The following is a 17,074-nucleotide window of genomic DNA, read 5'->3' as shown; positions in this document are numbered from 1 at the left end:
GCCGAACAGGAGATGGTCATGGGTCGTTGGACGTTCTATATTTAAACGTCCAGGATTATATCGAATGAGTCCAGAATGGCTGATCCCCTCGCACAGATCGTTGGCTTGCTGCAACCAGGCGCGCCGTTTTCCAAATGTGTGACCGGATCGGGGGCGTGGCGTGTGCAGCGGACGCAATCGCCCAACCCCTATTACGTCGCGGTGCTTAAGGGCAGCCTGCGTTACCGGGATCATCAAAGCGGCGAGGTCATCGTCAACGCAGGCGATTTCATTCTCATTCCTTCTGCGCAGGACTTCATGATGTGGAGTGAGGTGCCTAGCAGTGACAATGACCTGGTGATCGATCCGGTCACCCTACCCGGAGGGGGGTATCGCGTCGGCAGTATCGATGGTCCGATCGATATGCGGGCGCTGGTGGGCTATTGCATATTCCAGTCCGAAGACGCGACGCTATTGTCGTCGCTGCTGCCTGAACTGGTGGTGGTTCGGGGCGAACATCGCCTCGCTATGCTGATGCAATTGCTGGGTGACGAGGCGGTGGGCAGCAAGCCGGGGCGAGAGGTGGTGTTGCAGCATCTGCTGGAAGTGCTGCTGATCGAGGCGCTGCGCTCGACGGCCGAACTGGGCGATTCACCGGGATTGTTGCGCGGCCTGTCGGACGAGCGGCTGGCCGTGGCGATACGGAATATGCATGCAAGACCCGGACGCGGCTGGACCGTGGCCGAACTGGCACGCGAGGCAGCTTTGTCCCGCTCGGGTTTCCATGAGCGCTTTCAAAGCGCAATAGGCATGGCGCCGATGGAATATCTGAAGGCCTGGCGACTGGCTTTGGCCAAGGACTTGCTGCGCAAGCGAGAGGCAAGTGTCGGCGAAATTGCCCGGCAGGTTGGCTACCGTTCGGCAAGCGCCTTCAGCGTCGCTTTCCTGCGTGACGTTGGTGTGTCGCCGGCACGCTACGCCCGCGACACGCCGGCGGCCCTGTCCGGCATGGCGGAGGAATTTGAAGGCGCCATCGCCTGAAGTTGCATAAGTCCGGTCAAACCCCGGTCGCACGTTGTCTCAGTAGACTAGCTTAGCCGGTGTACAAGCTTTGCGTGCAGGCGCGCAAAACTTGGGGCGGTGGCCGCGGTCACTGATCGTGCGGATATGCCGCGAAGCTCGAGCGCTCTCTGATAGCGCAGCGCTTCTGGGCTGGCACCAACGACCAGGACCGGCGCCTGTTGCAGTGGCCATTCGGCCTGGGCTTCGGCAATTTCGGCGCCAACCATGAGGCCCGCAATATAGCCGCTGATTTCGTCTGCCGGCATGCGCTCGAAAAGTACGAGGCTGCGTGCTGAAAAAGCGCGGCGCAGCGGTCCGCCCGGTATGTCGTCGAGCCATGCCATGCGCAGGCCGCGCTCGAACCCCGCATCGTCAATGATGGCCCCCTGCGGAATGAGCCGGCTGACCAGCGAATCCTTGCGCAGCAGATTGGCCATTTCGCCGCCCATATAGGTCGCGAGGCCAATGATGTGACCGTCCTCGATGGTCACGTATTTCGTGTGCGCACCCGGCAGGATCACGACGGCGCCGGCCATTCCATCGTCGGCCGCAAATGCCTTGAGCTCTTCGCCACGCATCACATCGGGTAGCACCCCCGTCGCTGATATTCCGGGCAGGAAGACGTGCGGGATAGTCTCGCCCGCCACAATGGTCGCCGCGCCAGCAAGGTCGTCAAATCCGGCGGGGGCAGGGACGAAGCCGGTTTCGTGCCAGCCATTGCGCGCCGTCACCATGCCCGAGAAATAGACTGCTTCGGCTTGCCTGGACCAGTCGGCGGGCAACAGTTCCGCAAAGCGCGCTGCAAAGGCGCGATCGCTGACCGCGTTGGTCCCTATCGGGTGATGCGCCTGCGCCAGAACGGCGCCGCCATCGTCGATCAGCTCCGCGCCAAAACTGGACGACGTCCATTCAACACCGATCAGCATGGGCACTCCTTGCATGGGGAAAAGGTGGACCGCGCGGGTCGCACTTGACCGCTAGCACAGCTCATGTATGTTGTTCCACATAAAAGAAGTTGGTTCCATATGTTGGAACTACTGAGGGAGGATCGTCGAACATGCTGCTCGGGGTATTGCCAGTTCTGCCAACGCCATTTGCCGCCGGAGGTGGGGTCGATAGCGCCGCCATGGCGCGTGCTACCGCCTTCGCCCTCGAGGCTGGCGCGGACGGCGTGGTGTTCCCCGGAGTGGCGAGCGAGTTCGATCACCTGAGTGCAGATGAGCGGCAGGTGCTGGTGGAGGTCGTGGGCAAGACGCTGGCCGGCCGCAAACCCTTTATCGTCGGCGCCAGTGCCGCGACCCCCGCCGAGGTCATTGCCTTCTGCCAGAGCGGCAAGGCTGCTGGAGCGACGGCCGCGATGGTAATGGCCCCCGCCAGCGTCGGGAGCGATCTAACAGCGCTCATTGCCTTCTTCTCGGCAGTTGCAAAAGGCAGCGGTCTCGACCTGATCCTGCAAAATGCGCCCGCACCGGTCGGCTCGGGCCTGCCGGTGAGCACGATTGCCGAAGTGGTCAAAGCCGTGCCCGCCATTCGCTACGTCAAGGAGGAGACGCTGCCATCAGGTCCGCGCATCACCGCGCTGATCGATGCCACGGGCGACCGGCTCGCTGGCGTCATGGGTGGCGGTGGCTCGCGCTATGTTCTCGATGAACTGCAGCGCGGCGCCATTGCGCTGATGCCCGCCGTCGAAATCACCGATCTGCATGCCGCCCTATACCGGGCTTTCACGGACGGGAACATTGAACGGGCGCGCGAGCTCTATATCCGCTCGCTGCCAATCCTTTTGGTGCAGATGATCTATCGCATGGCATTGACCAAGGAAGTGCTGGTGCGCCGGGGCGTTTTCACTTCCGCCGCCGTTCGCGCGCCGCTGCCGGCCTTCGATGCTCACGGCCATGCTGAAATCGACATGATGCTGACCGAGCTTGCCGATCTGCTGACAGTAGAGCCGGCGGAGACGCTGCGCGCCGTGGGAGAGGCAAGATGACCAGCCGCATCAAATCCGTCGAAAGCTTCACCATTCAGATCGCCCGTCAGGACGAGCCCTATCTGGGCGGACCCAAACCCGGCGAAACCACCAATGCGGCCGGATATTTCGTCCGCGGCGGCAATCGCACCGTCTACCCGACCAAGGACCGTACGGTGATCTGCCGTATCGAGACGGTGGATGGCACCGTGGGTTGGGGCGAAACCTATGGCATTGTGGCGCCAGCCGCGGTGATGGCGATCATCGATGATCTGCTTTCGGGCTTCGTCATTGGCCGCGATCCATTCGATGTCACGGTGATCTACGAAGATCTCTATGACCTGATGCGCGTGCGCGGCCATGATGGTGGCTATTACCACGATGCCTTGGCCGCAGTGGATATCGCTCTTTGGGATATCTGCGGCAAGCTGCGCAACGCTCCGGTGGCCAAGCTCCTGGGCGGCGTCCGTCACACCGAAATTCCCGCCTATGTCTCAGGCATTCCCGGGCCTTCGCTGGCCGAGCGCGCCGCCTTCGCCAAGAGCTGGCAGGACAAGGGCTTCGACCAGTTCAAGTTCGCCTCGCCACACGCCGATGATGGCGTGGTCGCCGAATTCCGCTCCTTGCGCGAGGCGCTGGGACCGACGGCGATGATTGCCGCGGATCTGCATTGGACGCTCTCGGATGTCGAGACCATTGCGCTGGCCCATCAATGCCTGCCCTATAATCCCTGGTTCCTCGAAGCGGTCTGCAAGCCCGAGGATATCGAAGGCATTGCCCGGGCGGCCGAGCATGCCCCGGCGCTGATCGCTGCGGGCGAGGAATGGCGCACCGTGTTCGACGTGCGCCGCCGGCTTGAAGCGGGGCCCTTGGCCATCATCCAGCCTGAAATGGGCCATGTCGGCATCACCGCCTTCCACCGCATGGGCCTGTTTGCGGCGGCGCATCATCGCGCGGTCATTCCGCACGCCACGATCGGCACCGGCATTTTCCTCGCGGCGAGCCTGCAGGCCAGCGCGACGCTGCAAAATGTCCGCGCCCACGAATTCCAGCACTCGGTGATGGCGCGCAACGCGCCCTACATCACCACTGCCCTCGAAGTGAAGGAGGGACGCTACATCGTCCCTGACGCACCTGGCATCGGCGCCGAACCGTCGGCCGAGGCCATCGCCATCATGCACAAGTAACTATGACAATCGGGAGGAACGTCATGAAACTTACCAAAACCCTGGCCAGCCTGTTGCTGGCTGGCACCATCCTGCTACCAGGCGTGGCCGTCGCCCAGACCACGCTCAGTTTCGTTTCCTGGCAAAAGGGCGAAAAGGGCTATGGCGACTGGTGGGACCTGCTGATCAAGGAATTCGAGGCCACCCACCCGGACGTCAAGATCGATTTCACCCTGGTGCCGCGCGATGGCTATAGCGACGCGATGATCACCCAGTTCGCAGCCGGCGCACCGCCCGATATCGTGCACCTGACTTCGTTCGAATATCAGACCTTTGCCGAAAATGGCTGGCTGGAAGATCTCGACCCCTGGATCGAAAAGTCCGGCATGGACCTGACCGGCTGGGCCGGCCAGGGCGCCTGCACCTGGGACGGCAAGACCCAGTGCATCATGATGCTCTATTTCGGCTATATCCTGGCCTATAACGAAGCCTTGCTGAACGAAGCCGGCGTTGCGGTTCCCACCACTTGGGACGAGTTCCTGGCCGCCGCCCGCGCCACCACGATCGACCGCGATAATGATGGCATCAAGGACGTCTATGGCACCGGCATGCACCTAGCCACCGCCAATTCCAGCTACACCAATGACGTGCTGATGTTCGTGCTGTCGGCCGGCGGTCGCTGGACCAATGCCGAGGGCAAGGTGACGATCAACACGCCCGAAGCCATCGAAGGCATCAACCGCTGGCGCACGCTGGTGGAAGAGGAACTGACCCCGCTCGGCATGGTGGGCGGCGATACCGACCAGCTGTTCATGGAGGGCAAGGTCGCCATGCGCATCAACGGGCCGTGGATCAACGGCTTCGTGCAGCGCGCCGAGCCCGGGATCAAGGAGAACCTCAAGTTCGCCGCGGATCCGCTCTCGCCCCCGCTGGGTGGTTCGTCCAACGTTTTGACGCTGGCCTCCGAAACGCCGGCCGAAAAGAAGGAACTGGCCTGGGAGTTCATCCAGCTCGCCACCAGCCAGAAATTCCAGGAGCTCTATTCCGAACTGGGCGCCTCGCCAGCTCCCAAGCCCGGCGCGGTGAGCGAAGCCGCCTTCAAGGCCGTGCCGCATATGCAATTGCTTATCGATGCTTCCGCCGCCGCTTCGGCTGCTGGTGTCGATCGCATTCCCACCGGGCTCGAAGCGCAGAACAACGAGTTCACCAAGATGGCGGCCGAAGAGCTGCAGCGCATGCTGATCGAAAAGCTGCCGACCGAAGACGTCGTGGCCGTGATCCAGCAAAAGGCTGAAGCCCTGCAATAGCAGGCGCGTGGAGGTCGCCCCGATACGGGGCGGCCTCATCCATCACCCGCAGATTTCGAGGAGGAAACGATGCGGAGATATGCCTTGCCTGGCCTCTTGCTCGGGGCGCTGATGAGTTCGGTCGTGCCTGCAACGGCCGAAACTCTGACCTTTGTGACCTGGCAATTGACCGAAGACACCTACGGCCCTTGGTGGGAAGCGGTGATCGCCAAGTTCGAGGAAACCCATCCCGGCGACACGATCGAGGCGACCCAGATCGCCCGGCAGGAATTCGCCGACACGATGATGACCCAGTTCGCGGCGGGCGCAGCGCCCGACATCGTCCATCTGGCCTCGTTCGAATATCAGCCCTTTGCTGAAAACGGCTGGCTGGAAGATCTGGGTCCCTGGATCGACAAGGCGGGTCTCGATCTCACCGGCTGGGCCGGGCAGGGGCTCTGCACCTGGGACGGCACCACGCGCTGCATCAACATGCAGTATTTCGGCTACATTATGGGCGTGAACCAGGCGCTTCTCGATGCCGCCGGGGTGCCCGTGCCGACCAATTGGGATGAGTTTATCGACGCCGCCCGCAAGCTGACCCAGGACACTGATGGCGACGGCATTACCGATGTCTATGGCACCGGCCTGCACCTCGCATCGGGCAATAATTACATCAACGACATGCTCAATTTCGTGCTCGATGCCGGCGCCAGCTGGACGACGCCGGAGGGCGTTCCCGCGATGGACACGCCCGAAATGATCACCGCCCTCGAGCATTGGACGACGCTGATCAAGGAAGGTCTGGTGCCCGCCGATACGACCGGCGGCGATGCCAGGCAACTCTTCGTCGAAGGCAAGGTGGCGATGCGGATCGAAAATCCTGGACTGGCTGGGGTGATCGAGACGACCGCTTCCGACGAGATCAAGCCATCGCTCAAGCTGGTGCCTTCGCCCTTCGATCCGCCGGTTGGCGGCGCTTCGGCAGTGCTGACCATGCCGGCCGAGCTCTCCGACGAGAAAAAGCAGCTGGTCTGGGATTTCATCGCCATCGCGACCTCCCAGGAGATGCAAGAGCTGTTCTCCGAAATCGTCGGTGCACCAGCGCCGCGTCCGGGCTCAGTTACCCAGACGGCGCTGGATTCATCGCCCGAATATAGCCTTGTCGTCGACGCCATGAACCAGGCCGCGGCCGCCGGCGTCGATCGCGTCCCGGTAGGCCTTGAGACCCACTACAACGAAATCGCGGCGATTGTGCGCGAGGAAATCCAGCGCATGCTGATCGAGGATCGTTCCGCGGCCGACACGGCCGCCACCTTGCAGGAGCGCTTTCTTGCCCTGCAATAATCACTTCGCCGGCGCGGTGGACACCCACTGGGCCGGCATCGATATCGCTAGGAAAATGGTGAGATCATGAGCGAGTTCAGCCAATCACGGCCTGCGACCCCAATTGTGCGGCGCTCGCATGGATTGTTCGGCATCGACCTGGCGAGCCCCCGCCACGCCAATAAGCTCGGCTATCTGCTGCTGGCTCCGGCGGCTTTGCTGATCCTGGCCATTCTGGTCTATCCGATGCTGCTGGCCATCGACCTCAGCTTCCACGATGTCAAATTCGCCACGCTGTCGTTCGGCGCCGACGACTATACGCTCAAGAACTACCAGCGGCTGTTCTCCTCGCCCGAGTTCTGGAACGCCATCCGCACCACCTGCATGCTCCTGCTGGTCGTCACCAGCATCTCTCTTTGCGTCGGCATGGGCACGGCCCTGCTGGTCAATCAGCAATTCCGCGGCCGCAGCTTTGCGCGCATGCTGATTGCGCTGCCCTGGGCGGTGCCGGAAGTGGTGGCGGTGGTCACCTGGGTGTGGATACTCGACGCATCCTTCGGCGTGCTCAATTGGCTGCTGCTCAAGGTCGGCCTGATCGGCGGACAAGTCAGCTGGTTCTCTTCCCCCGGCAGCGCCTTCTCCGCCGTCACCATGGTCATGGTGTGGAAGGGCTATCCGTTCATCTCGATCATGATCCTGGCCGGGTTGCAGTCCATCCCCGAGGAATTCTACCAGGCGGCCAAGGTCGATGGCGCCAATGTATTCCAGCGTTTTTTCTGGATCACCGTGCCGTGCCTGGCCCCTGTGCTGGGAGTCACGCTGGTGCTCACCGTGCTCTGGGTATTCCGCGATTTCTCGATCATCTACGTGCTGACCGGCGGCGGGCCTGTCGGGGCCACCGAGACACTGGCCATCATGACCTATGAAGAGGCTTTCTCCTTCTTCCGCATGGGCTACGCCTCGTCCATCGGTGTGGTCACCCTGCTGATCTGCGCCGTCATTAGCGCCTTCCTGGTCAAAAAGACCAGCCACGCGATCTATTAGGAGGCGCCGCGATGAAACGCACTCTGCTGCAGTCCATCCTGCTCTACGCCACGGTCATCGTGGTCTGCGGATTCCTGTTGTTCCCCATCTATTGGATGATCATCACCTCGCTGGCGCCAGCCAGCGCGCTGCGCAGCTTTCCACCGCAGTTCTGGCCGGCCAATCCGCAGTGGAGCACCTATACCAATTTGATCTTCAACACCGACATGCCGCGGTGGCTGTTCAACTCGGCTCTGGTGGCCGTCGTCTCCACCGCGATCTCGCTATTCGTCTCGGTGCTCGCCGCCTATAGCCTGTCGCGCTACACCATGAAGGGGGGCGAAGCGGTCGGCCTGTTCATCCTGATGAGCAAGATGCTGCCGGCGACCATGCTGATCATTCCCCTCTTCGGCATTTTCCGCAGCCTGGGGCTGATGGGCTCGCTCTGGTCGCTGATCATTGCCCATGCCACTGCCATCGTGCCTTTCGCCACCTGGATGCTGAAGGGCTATTTCGACTCCATCCCACAAGAGCTCGAACAGGCGGCCCAGGTCGACGGCTGCACGCCATGGGGCGCGCTGTTCCGGGTCATCCTGCCGGTCTCGGCGCCGGGCCTGGCTGCAACTGCCCTTTATGGCTTCGTCCTGTCCTGGGCCGATTATCTCTATGCCCGCACCTTCCTCGCCAGCGCCACCCATAATTGGACGGCCAATATCGGCATTGCCACCTTCAAGGGCGAATACCAGACCGATTGGAACGTCATCATGGCAGCCTCGCTCCTGGCAGCCCTGCCCATCATGCTCGCCTACCTGTTCCTGCAACGCTATCTCGTCGGCGGCCTGACCGCTGGCTCGGGGAAATAGACCCATGGCCGACATTCAGATTCAAAATCTCAGCAAGTCCTTCGGTGCCTTCAACGCCCTCAAGGACATGTCCCTCCAGATCGATGACGGCGAGTTCGTGGTCTTTGTCGGGCCCTCGGGCTGCGGCAAATCCACGGCACTCAAAATCCTGGCCGGTCTCGAAGCGGCCAGCGGCGGCCGCATCATCATCGGTGGTGAGGACGTCACCGAGCTTGCTCCCGGCAAGCGCGACATCGCCATGGTGTTCCAGAATTATGCGCTCTATCCGCACCTGACCGTGCGCCAGAATATCGGCTTCGGCCTCAAGATGCGGAATACCGACAAGGCCGAGATCGATGCCCGTGTCGAGCGCGCCGCGCAGGCGCTGGAGATCACCGACCTGCTCGACCGGCGGCCCAAGGCTCTGTCAGGCGGCCAGCGCCAGCGTGTCGCGCTGGGCCGGGCCATCGTGCGCGAGCCGCGCGTCTTCCTGATGGATGAGCCATTGTCCAATCTCGACGCCGCCCTGCGCGTGCAGATGCGCGCCGAGATCACTGCCCTGCAGCGCCGCATCGGCGTCACCACCATCTATGTGACACATGACCAGACCGAGGCCATGACCATGGCCGACCGCATCGTCATCATGCGCAAGGGCGTGGTGCAGCAGATCGGCACACCCGACGAGCTGTTCAGTCGGCCCAACAATATTTTCGTCGCCGGTTTCATCGGCTCGCCCTCGATGAACTTCATCACCGGCACCTTGGCGCGCGACGACAAGGGCGTATTCATCGAGGCTGGCGGCCTGCAATTGCGGCCCGAAGGCGCGGTGGCGCAAGCCGCTTCGGCCTATATCGGCAAAAGCGTCATCTGCGGCATTCGCCCCGAAGCGCTGGGTCTCGCCGCACCCGGCGAGGCAGCGCTCGACGTTGAACCCTTGTTGGTCGAAAGCCTGGGCAGCGAGGCCTATGTGCATTTCCGCCTGCCGGGCCAGCGGGTTGCTATTCCCGTGGCCGGCGAACATGAACACGAGGGCCGTGCCTCAGGCACGCTGATCGCCCGGCTCTATGATGTGGACCAGTCGCTGATCGGCAGGCAGGTGCGGTTGGCCATCAAGCCAAACACTTCCATACACCTGTTCGATCCGGCTACAGAAGAAGCCATCAAGTAGCAGGATCAGGCATGGCAATAGAACTCAAGCGCATCGGCGAGCACGAGATGCCCCAGGGCACCTCGGCGCTCGGCAAGGGCCTCTACGTTCTCGACCTGCTCGGCGAGGTGGATCGGCCACAGCGCTTCACCCAATTGATCAAGCTCACGGGCTTTCCCAAGGGCACACTGCACCGCATTCTCGAAGCGCTGCTGGAATTCCGGCTGATCCGCTTCAACGAGGCCGACCAGACCTATCGCCTGGGGCCACGCCTGTTCGAATTGGCCCATAAAGTTTGGGACGAATTCGATCTGCGGGGCGCCGCAGCGCCCGAGCTCGACCGGCTGGCCGATATGACCAGCGAGACCGTGTCGCTCTGCGAGCTCGAGAACGGCTCGATCCTTTATATCGACAGGCGCCAGTCCGCCGACGCCTTCGGCTTCCGCATCGAGGTCGGCAGGCGCGCGCCGCTCCATTGCACGGCGGGCGGCAAGGCGCTGCTCAGCTTCCTGACGCCGCATCGGCAACGCGAGCTGATCGCCGAACTGCGTGCCTCAAATGATCCCACCAAAGTGCCGGGCAATGAGGCCGACCTGCTGACCGATCTGGCGCTGACCCGGGCGCGCGGCTATGCGCTCTCGATCGAGGAACATGTGGCGGGTGTCGTCTCGGTCGCCGCCCCCGTGCTCGATCACCGCCATGAGCCCATCGCTGCCATCGGCGTCTCCGGCCCGCGCGAACGGCTGCCGATCGATCGCCTCCACATTATCGGCCGCGACCTGATGGAGGCCGCGCGACGCATTTCTGGCAATGTCGGAGCGACCGCCATGAGCATCAATGCGCCCGAGCGTCCGCGCACGCTGGTTCACGCCAATGCCGAATGTGTGCTGCCCGTCGCCGCCCATCTGGGCGAAGGACCAACCTGGAGCGAGCAGGACGGCAAATTGCTGTGGCTCGATATCCTGTCCCCTAGCGTCCACGCTTTTGATCCCGCCACCGGCAACAACACCACCACCAAAATGTCGCGAATGGTCACCTCCATTGCACCGCGTCTAGCGGGCGGCCACGCCGTTATGACCCAGAACGGGCTGGAATTCCTCGACATCGCCACGGGCGCGCTGATACCGGTCGTCGATCCGGAAGCCGATATCGCCACCAATAGGTTCAACGATGCCAAATGCGATCGCCGCGGCCGGTTCTGGGCTGGCAGCATGGCGCTCGACGCCTCGGGACCCTCGGGCAGCCTGTACTGCATAGAACCCGATGCCAGCTGGCGCCGCGTCGATACCGGCTTCACGGTCTCCAACGGCATGGGCTGGAGCCCGGACGACAAACTGATGTATTTCGCCGATTCCGCCCTGGGCTGCATCTTTGCTTACGACTTCGACCTCGCCGCCGGCACCATCGCCAACCGCCGTGTCGTCGTGCAGATCCCGCCCGCCGAGGGTAAGCCTGATGGCATGACGGTCGATGCCGAAGGCTATCTCTGGGTCGCCGTATGGGACGGCTGGGCGGTGCGCCGCTACGCGCCCGATGGAAGGCTGGACCGTGTCGTCGGCGTGCCCGTGCCGCGGCCGTCGAGTTGCACCTTTGGCGGCCCCAATCTCGATCGCCTCTACATCACCTCCGGCCGCATCAGGTTGGCCGAGCGCATGCTGGTGGAGGCGCCTCTGTCTGGCGGCCTTTTCGCCTTCGATCCCGGCGTGCGCGGCCAAAAGGGTGGGGCCTTTGCCGGATGAGCCGGGAGAACAGCTACCATAGCCTTGCTGGCAAGCCGGTCATCGTCACGGGCGGGGCGGCGGGTATCGGCAAGGCCATGGCTCTGGCCTTTGCACGGCACGGCGCGCATGTCGGTATCGTCGATCGCGACAGCAAGGGCGCTGACGCGGTGCGTGACGCGATCCTGGCTGCTGGCGGCACTGCGGCGGCAGCCAGCTCCGACGTCGCAGACATCCCCGCCCTCACCGCGGCCATCGCTGCGCTGCGCCAGCAGCTTGGACGGATTCAGATTCTGATCAACAATGCCGGCCACGACGAGCGCCACGATTTCGAGACGATGACGCCCGACTATTGGGATGATCGCATGGCCGTAAACCTGCGGCATCTGGCCTTTGCGGCACAGGCCGTCACGCCGGATATGAAGCAATCGGGCGGCGGCACCATCATCAATCTGGGTTCGACCTCCTGGATGCAGGGCGCCGCCGGGCTCATCGCCTATGGCACGGCGAAGGCGGCTATCGGCGGCTTCACCCAATGCCTCTCCCGCGACCTCGGCCCACATGGAATTCGCGTCATGTGCATAGCGCCCGGTCGTACGCTCACCGAACGGAGCCAGGCTTTGGCAAACGACCCCGCCTATGTCAGCGAAACGCTAGGCCGCCAGGCAGTCCAGCAATTGGTCACCCCCGATGACATAGCCCGCCTCGCCCTATGGCTTGCCTCCGACGACGCCAGGATTATGTCCGGCCAAACCATTATAGCTGACGGCGGGCACATCCAGCGTTGAGGCGTCAGATGCGCTCAATGCGGACGGGGAATTTGCCGCGCACCAGCAGTGGATCGAAGCCGTCATCAAAGCGGCCGAGGCGGATCAGCCCGTCCCAGCGATAGTCCCCATAGAACAGCGCCAGATTGCCCCACGGCCGGAAGTAGCAGAGGTCGCCCGGCTGCTCGTTGCTAAAAGGCCCCGCGCCGTCCTCGGTCAGTTTGCGCGGCAGATGCACGATCTTTTCATTGCCGCCGAAATCCTCGATCGTCAGATCGAGTGGCAGCATGGACGCAAAGTCGCGCGCGGACGGATTGTCGTAGAGGCTGGCCGTCATGGTCATGCCATTGAAGGTCAAAGAGATTTTCATGCCATTCGGCTCCTGGCTTGCTGGATCGGTATCAGCCTGCGCCCGCACAGTGCCCGGGAGCATTGCTGTGGCAAAGGCTGCTTGCAATAGTGTGCGTCGAGTGAACTGGGTGGGCGCATCGGCCATGATTTACCCCTTCTGATCAGACCGGCTGTGCCGTCGGGCGGAACAGGATTTCGTTGATGTCGACGTCGTCGGGCTCGTTGATGGCAAAGGCGACGGCGCGGGCGAAGGTATCCGGGCCAACCGCGATCTTGCTGACGAAATCCCTGGTGCCCTGCTGGATATCCTTTTCGCTGATATGCTCGAGCAGTTCGGTGCTGACGGCGCCGGGCGAGATGACGGTCGTACGGATATTGTAGGGCTTCACTTCCTTGCGCAGGCCTTCGGACAGCGCCCGCACGGCGTGCTTGGTCGCACAATAGACCGTGGCGCCGGGATCCACGACATGGCCATAGACCGAGGAAACATTGATGATGTGCCCGGACTTCTGTGCCTGCATGCGCGGCAGGGCGGCGGCGATACCGTAAAGGACGCCCTTGAGGTTGACGTCGATCATGCGATCCCACTCGTCGATCTTGAGGCGCTCGAGCGGTGCCAAAGGCATCAGGCCGGCATTGTTGAGCATCACGTCGATACGACCGAATGTGTCGATCGCTGCCTGCACCAGATCCTTGACCTGATCGCGATCAGTGACGTCCGTGGCCACGGCTTTCGCCTTATGCCCCGCCGCCGTCAATTCCTCGGCCAGGGCGTGGATGCGGTCGGCGCGGCGGGCGCCAAGCACGACGGAGGCGCCCTTGGCGGCGAGATGACGTGCGGTGGCTTCGCCCAGGCCACTGCTGGCGCCGGTGATGACGACGACCTTGTTTTTGATGCCTTCAGTCATGAGATTTTCCTTTCAGATGTTGCGGGCGAAGGCGGCGCGCGCCACCCGCCTCAAGATCATCGGGGCCGGCCATCCAGGCCTTCACCTTCGCTCGCAGCTAGGTCTCGCGCGATGGGGGTGAGCAAGCTCACCCAAAGGAACGACAGGCACACGACTCCGCTGGAGGTCCTTAACTAGTCAGCCTGGCCAATTGCGACTAGACGCAGTAATCTGCATGCTGTTGTGAGCGAGGTTCAGCAATGAAGCGTGACGAATTTGCCGAGATGCGCGCCTTCCTCGAGGTGAGCAAGCAGCGCAGCTTTACGCGTGCGGCCGGCAAACTGGGCGTTACGCCCTCGGCGCTGAGCCATACGGTCAAGGCGCTGGAATCCAGACTTGGCGTTCGCCTGCTGTCGCGCACTACCCGCGACGTGGCTCCGACGCTGGCAGGGGAGCGTCTCCGGGCCGGTATCGAGCCGCATTTCGACGGTATTGCCGCCCAGGTCAGCGCGCTCGGCGCCATGCGCGATCAACCGAGCGGCCATCTGCGGATCGTGAGCACCGACGACTCGGTGGACATTGTGTTCCGACCGCGCCTTGCCAAATTCTTTGCCGACTACCCGGACATCAGCGTCGAACTGATCGTCGACAACGCCTATTCCAATATTGTCGAACAACAATTCGATGCCGGCGTCAGGCTCGGGGAATCCATCGCCAAGGACATGATTGCGGTCCGCATCGGCCCCGATGTCGCCTATTGCGTGGTGGGATCACCGCAATATTTCGAGCGGCATCCGGCGCCGGTGACGCCGCAGGACCTCACTGAACACAGATGTATCAACTACCGCCTGCCGACCTCTGGTGCTGTCTATGCCTGGGAGTTGCGGGACGGCGCCCGCGAATTCAGCGTCCGCGTCGAGGGTCAGTTCACGCTCAACAATATGGGTCCCGCAGTTCAGGCAGCGCTCGATGGCGTTGGGCTCGCCTATGTGCCGCGCGAGCTGGTGCGATCCTATATTGAAGCCGGCGAACTGCAGGAAGTCTTGCATCAATACTGCCCGACATTTCAGGGTTACCATCTCTACTATCCAAGCCGCCGCCACCTCTCGCCAGCATTTTCAGCTTTCGTGGAGGCGTTCCGGTTTCGGACTAAATAGGCTCAGCGGCTTCGCGAAACAGCGGACTGGCACCCCGATCAGCCGAGTTCCAGGCTGGAGATGCCGAAGACAGCAGGCATATGCGTAGCAGGTGGTTTGCCCCTGTACATGCGTTGGGTCGTAAAGCCCCTCCTGAAGCCAAGGCTCACCAAGGTCGCCAGCCATTCAGTCTGGTAGGCGGGGACGTCGATGTGGACGGAGCCGGATTGGGTGGTCAAGATGTTGGTGGCAGCACGCATGGTGCGAGCGAAGAGCGGGCCGATCTTGGTCCCTTCGCGGCACGGACGACACACAGCATGGCCATCGATCATGCCACCGGTTCGGTGAACAAGGCTATGGCGCGGCGGCGTGAGCCAATGCCGCAAAAAGGCGTCGCGCGGGGCAGGGAAGCACAGGGCATCCAATTCGCGGATGTCGTCGAGACGTGCTGGCGGCAGGCATTGGTCATCGGCGGGGCGGTCGGGCAGTGTGCCGCTCATGCGGATGGTTTCATAAACGGGCGCGAAACCCATGCTTGCATAATTGGCTTGCTGCTCAGCCACGCCATCGAGCCCGATGGTGCGCGAGCCGAGATAGGCCATGGCAGCGTCCCACACGGCTTTGCCGTGGCCTTGTCCGCGCCAGTCGGGGTGACAGATATAGAGGCCGATGAAGCCAAAATGGGCGTCATAGGCGATGGCCGAGATGCCGGCGACCATTTGTTCGCCAACGAACGCACCGAAGAAACTAGCTGGATCGGCGGCATGAAATGGCTGGGCATCGTCGAGCCCGGGATTCCAGCCTTCGGCGGCCGCCCAATCCAGCAGAAGCTGGATTTCTGCCAGGGTGAGCGTTCGAACCGTGCGGGTCATACCGGAGCAAACTCGGCCAGCGCGCCCTCATAGCGCTTGACCAGGGGCGCGGCATAGGCGCCGCGTTTGCTGGTCGTCAATCCAAGCGCCACCAGGGCTTCGGCTTGTTTCACCGCCGCGCCGACGCCATCGATAACCGGCAGGCCGAATTCCTGGCTCAGGGTTTTCGCGAGGTCCGCCATGCCGGCGCAGCCCAGCACGATGGCTTCGGCATTATCCTCGGCAATGGCACGAACGATTTCACTGCGCAGCCGATCACGGGCGCCCGAATTGGGGTCTTCAAGCGAGAGCACGGCGATGTTGGCGGCGCGAACGCGGGCACGGCCGGCCATGCCATAGCGATGCACCAGTTCCTCGATCGGCACACGCGAGCGCTCCATCGTCGTCACAACCGTGAAGCGCTTGGCGATGAAGGCGGCAGTCACCAGCGCCGCCTCGCAGATGCCGATCACTGGCATGCGCGCCATGGCGCGAGCGGCATCGAGCCCGGTATCGTCGAAACAGGCAATCACCGCCGCGGCGGCGCCTTCGCGCTCGGCCTTGCCGATCTCGCGCAACAGGCCGGGCAGGGCAAAAGCCTCGTCGTAATAGCCTTCGATCGACACCGGCCCCATGCTCGAGGTCACCGGGATGATCTCGGTGGTTGGCGCGGCGACCAGCCGCGCTGCATAGGCGATGGTCGCGGTCATGCTGGCAGTGGTGTTGGGGTTGATTACTGCGATGCGGGTCATGCCTGGGCTCGGCGGCGGTTGACCCACAGGATAGCCCCGAGCGTCACCAAGATCACGAGGAACGAGAACAATGTCGTCACGGTGCCCAGGGCATAGAGCACTGGCGTCGTGACATTGGTGGTCATGCCATAGATTTCGAGCGGCAGGGTGTTGGAGCTGCCCGAGGTCATCAGGGTGCGGGCGAATTCGTCATAGCTGAGCGAGAAGCCGAACAGCCCGACGCCGATCAGGCTGGGTGCGATCATCGGCAGCACGACATGATAAAAAGTCTGCCACGAGCTGGCCCCCAGATCACGCGCCGCCTCCTCGTAGGAGGGCGAGAACCGGTTGAACACGGCAAACATGATCAGCACGCCGAAGGGCAGTGTCCAGGTGAGATGGGCGCCAAAGCCGGAGCTGAACCAGTTGGGCTGGATGCCGATCTGCTGGAACAACACGCCGATGCCCAGCGAGACGATGATCGAGGGCACGACAAGGCTGGCAACCGTTAGATAGAATAGTGGCGATGCGCCGATGAATTTGCGGCGGAAGGCGAGGCCAGCCAGCAGCGACACCAGCACAGTTGCCCCCATCACCATCAGGCCCAGCGCGAGCGAGCGCCCGAAACTGGCGCCAAAATTGCCCACTGCCTGGGTTTCGAACAGGTTCTGAAACCAGCGGATCGAGACCCCATTGAGCGGGAAGGTCAGCCCGCCCTGCGGCCCCTGGAAGCTGAGGATAAAGACGGCCGAAAGCGGACCATAAAGGAACAGCACGAACAGCACGAAGAAGGCTGCCAGCACATAAAAGCCGAGGCTGCGTTTTTCCTGGCCCAT

17 protein-coding genes are annotated in these 17,074 nt (G+C 62.7%); 11 read left to right on the top strand and 6 right to left on the bottom strand.

From position 1 onward, the window contains the following. Positions 1 to 75 precede the first annotated feature (75 nt). Positions 76 to 1,020 carry an AraC family transcriptional regulator gene (locus N8A98_RS03760; RefSeq protein WP_262169279.1) on the top strand — a complete coding sequence of 315 codons (945 nt, stop codon included), beginning with the start codon at positions 76 to 78 and terminating at the stop codon, positions 1,018 to 1,020. Between the two features lie 47 nt (positions 1,021 to 1,067). Here N8A98_RS03760 and N8A98_RS03755 read toward each other — a convergent pair whose 3' ends face one another. Next, positions 1,068 to 1,967: a 2-dehydro-3-deoxygalactonokinase gene (locus N8A98_RS03755; protein ID WP_262169277.1), complete on the bottom strand. Its 900-nt coding sequence runs from the start codon at positions 1,965 to 1,967 to the stop codon at positions 1,068 to 1,070. Between the two features lie 131 nt (positions 1,968 to 2,098). Here N8A98_RS03755 and N8A98_RS03750 point away from each other — a divergent pair, with 131 nt between their 5' ends. The 9 genes from N8A98_RS03750 (at position 2,099) to N8A98_RS03710 (ending at position 12,303) form a co-directional block, all read left to right on the top strand. Further along, on the top strand, positions 2,099 to 3,028 hold the full coding sequence (locus N8A98_RS03750; protein ID WP_262169276.1) for a dihydrodipicolinate synthase family protein: 930 nt from the start codon (positions 2,099 to 2,101) through the stop codon (positions 3,026 to 3,028). After that, positions 3,025 to 4,194 (top strand): mandelate racemase/muconate lactonizing enzyme family protein, encoded by a 1,170-nt coding sequence (locus N8A98_RS03745; protein WP_262169274.1) that lies wholly within the window; start codon positions 3,025 to 3,027, stop codon positions 4,192 to 4,194. Before N8A98_RS03750 ends, N8A98_RS03745 begins: the two co-directional genes overlap by 4 nt. 23 nt (positions 4,195 to 4,217) lie before the next feature. Beyond that, on the top strand, positions 4,218 to 5,480 hold the full coding sequence (locus N8A98_RS03740) for an ABC transporter substrate-binding protein (RefSeq protein WP_262169273.1): 1,263 nt from the start codon (positions 4,218 to 4,220) through the stop codon (positions 5,478 to 5,480). A 69-nt stretch (positions 5,481 to 5,549) separates the two neighbouring features. Beyond that, positions 5,550 to 6,806, top strand: a complete 1,257-nt coding sequence (locus N8A98_RS03735; protein ID WP_262169271.1) for an ABC transporter substrate-binding protein — start codon at positions 5,550 to 5,552, stop codon at positions 6,804 to 6,806. Between the two features lie 66 nt (positions 6,807 to 6,872). Further along, the gene (locus tag N8A98_RS03730; protein ID WP_262169270.1) at positions 6,873 to 7,829 is read left to right on the top strand and encodes a carbohydrate ABC transporter permease; all 957 of its coding nucleotides are present in this window, start codon (positions 6,873 to 6,875) and stop codon (positions 7,827 to 7,829) included. A gap of 11 nt (positions 7,830 to 7,840) precedes the next feature. Continuing rightward, a complete protein-coding gene (locus N8A98_RS03725) occupies positions 7,841 to 8,671 on the top strand; it encodes a carbohydrate ABC transporter permease (RefSeq protein ID WP_262169267.1) in 831 nt (276 codons plus the stop codon). 4 nt (positions 8,672 to 8,675) lie between these two features. Continuing rightward, positions 8,676 to 9,818 (top strand): ABC transporter ATP-binding protein, encoded by a 1,143-nt coding sequence (locus N8A98_RS03720; protein WP_262169266.1) that lies wholly within the window; start codon positions 8,676 to 8,678, stop codon positions 9,816 to 9,818. A gap of 11 nt (positions 9,819 to 9,829) precedes the next feature. After that, the gene (locus tag N8A98_RS03715) at positions 9,830 to 11,536 is read left to right on the top strand and encodes an SMP-30/gluconolactonase/LRE family protein (protein WP_262169264.1); all 1,707 of its coding nucleotides are present in this window, start codon (positions 9,830 to 9,832) and stop codon (positions 11,534 to 11,536) included. After that, the gene (locus N8A98_RS03710; RefSeq protein ID WP_262169263.1) at positions 11,533 to 12,303 is read left to right on the top strand and encodes an SDR family NAD(P)-dependent oxidoreductase; all 771 of its coding nucleotides are present in this window, start codon (positions 11,533 to 11,535) and stop codon (positions 12,301 to 12,303) included. Before N8A98_RS03715 ends, N8A98_RS03710 begins: the two co-directional genes overlap by 4 nt. Positions 12,304 to 12,307: 4 nt before the next feature. Here N8A98_RS03710 and N8A98_RS03705 read toward each other — a convergent pair whose 3' ends face one another. Together N8A98_RS03705 and N8A98_RS03700 are read right to left on the bottom strand one after the other, a co-directional pair. Next, positions 12,308 to 12,778 (bottom strand): cyclophilin-like fold protein, encoded by a 471-nt coding sequence (locus N8A98_RS03705; protein WP_262169261.1) that lies wholly within the window; start codon positions 12,776 to 12,778, stop codon positions 12,308 to 12,310. Positions 12,779 to 12,794: 16 nt separating this feature from the next. Then, positions 12,795 to 13,541, bottom strand: coding sequence for an SDR family oxidoreductase (locus tag N8A98_RS03700; RefSeq protein ID WP_262169259.1), 747 nt, complete (start codon positions 13,539 to 13,541; stop codon positions 12,795 to 12,797). A gap of 239 nt (positions 13,542 to 13,780) precedes the next feature. Here N8A98_RS03700 and N8A98_RS03695 point away from each other — a divergent pair, with 239 nt between their 5' ends. Beyond that, a complete protein-coding gene (locus N8A98_RS03695; protein ID WP_262169256.1) occupies positions 13,781 to 14,677 on the top strand; it encodes a LysR family transcriptional regulator in 897 nt (298 codons plus the stop codon). A gap of 38 nt (positions 14,678 to 14,715) precedes the next feature. Here the strand turns inward: N8A98_RS03695 and N8A98_RS03690 are convergent, their stop codons facing one another. Genes N8A98_RS03690 through N8A98_RS03680 form a run of 3 tightly spaced genes read right to left on the bottom strand, consistent with a single transcriptional unit; the run spans position 14,716 to position 17,074 of the window. Then, on the bottom strand, positions 14,716 to 15,528 hold the full coding sequence (locus N8A98_RS03690; protein ID WP_262169254.1) for a GNAT family N-acetyltransferase: 813 nt from the start codon (positions 15,526 to 15,528) through the stop codon (positions 14,716 to 14,718). Beyond that, positions 15,525 to 16,259 (bottom strand): aspartate/glutamate racemase family protein, encoded by a 735-nt coding sequence (locus N8A98_RS03685; RefSeq protein WP_262169252.1) that lies wholly within the window; start codon positions 16,257 to 16,259, stop codon positions 15,525 to 15,527. Before N8A98_RS03685 ends, N8A98_RS03690 begins: the two co-directional genes overlap by 4 nt. Then, positions 16,256 to 17,074, bottom strand: coding sequence for an ABC transporter permease (locus tag N8A98_RS03680; protein WP_262169249.1), 819 nt, complete (start codon positions 17,072 to 17,074; stop codon positions 16,256 to 16,258). The genes N8A98_RS03685 and N8A98_RS03680 overlap by 4 nt, the downstream gene beginning before the upstream one ends.

This window comes from Devosia neptuniae (genome assembly GCF_025452235.1).
Lineage (GTDB): Bacteria > Pseudomonadota > Alphaproteobacteria > Rhizobiales > Devosiaceae > Devosia.
This window is presented reverse-complemented; position numbering and strand designations above follow the sequence as displayed.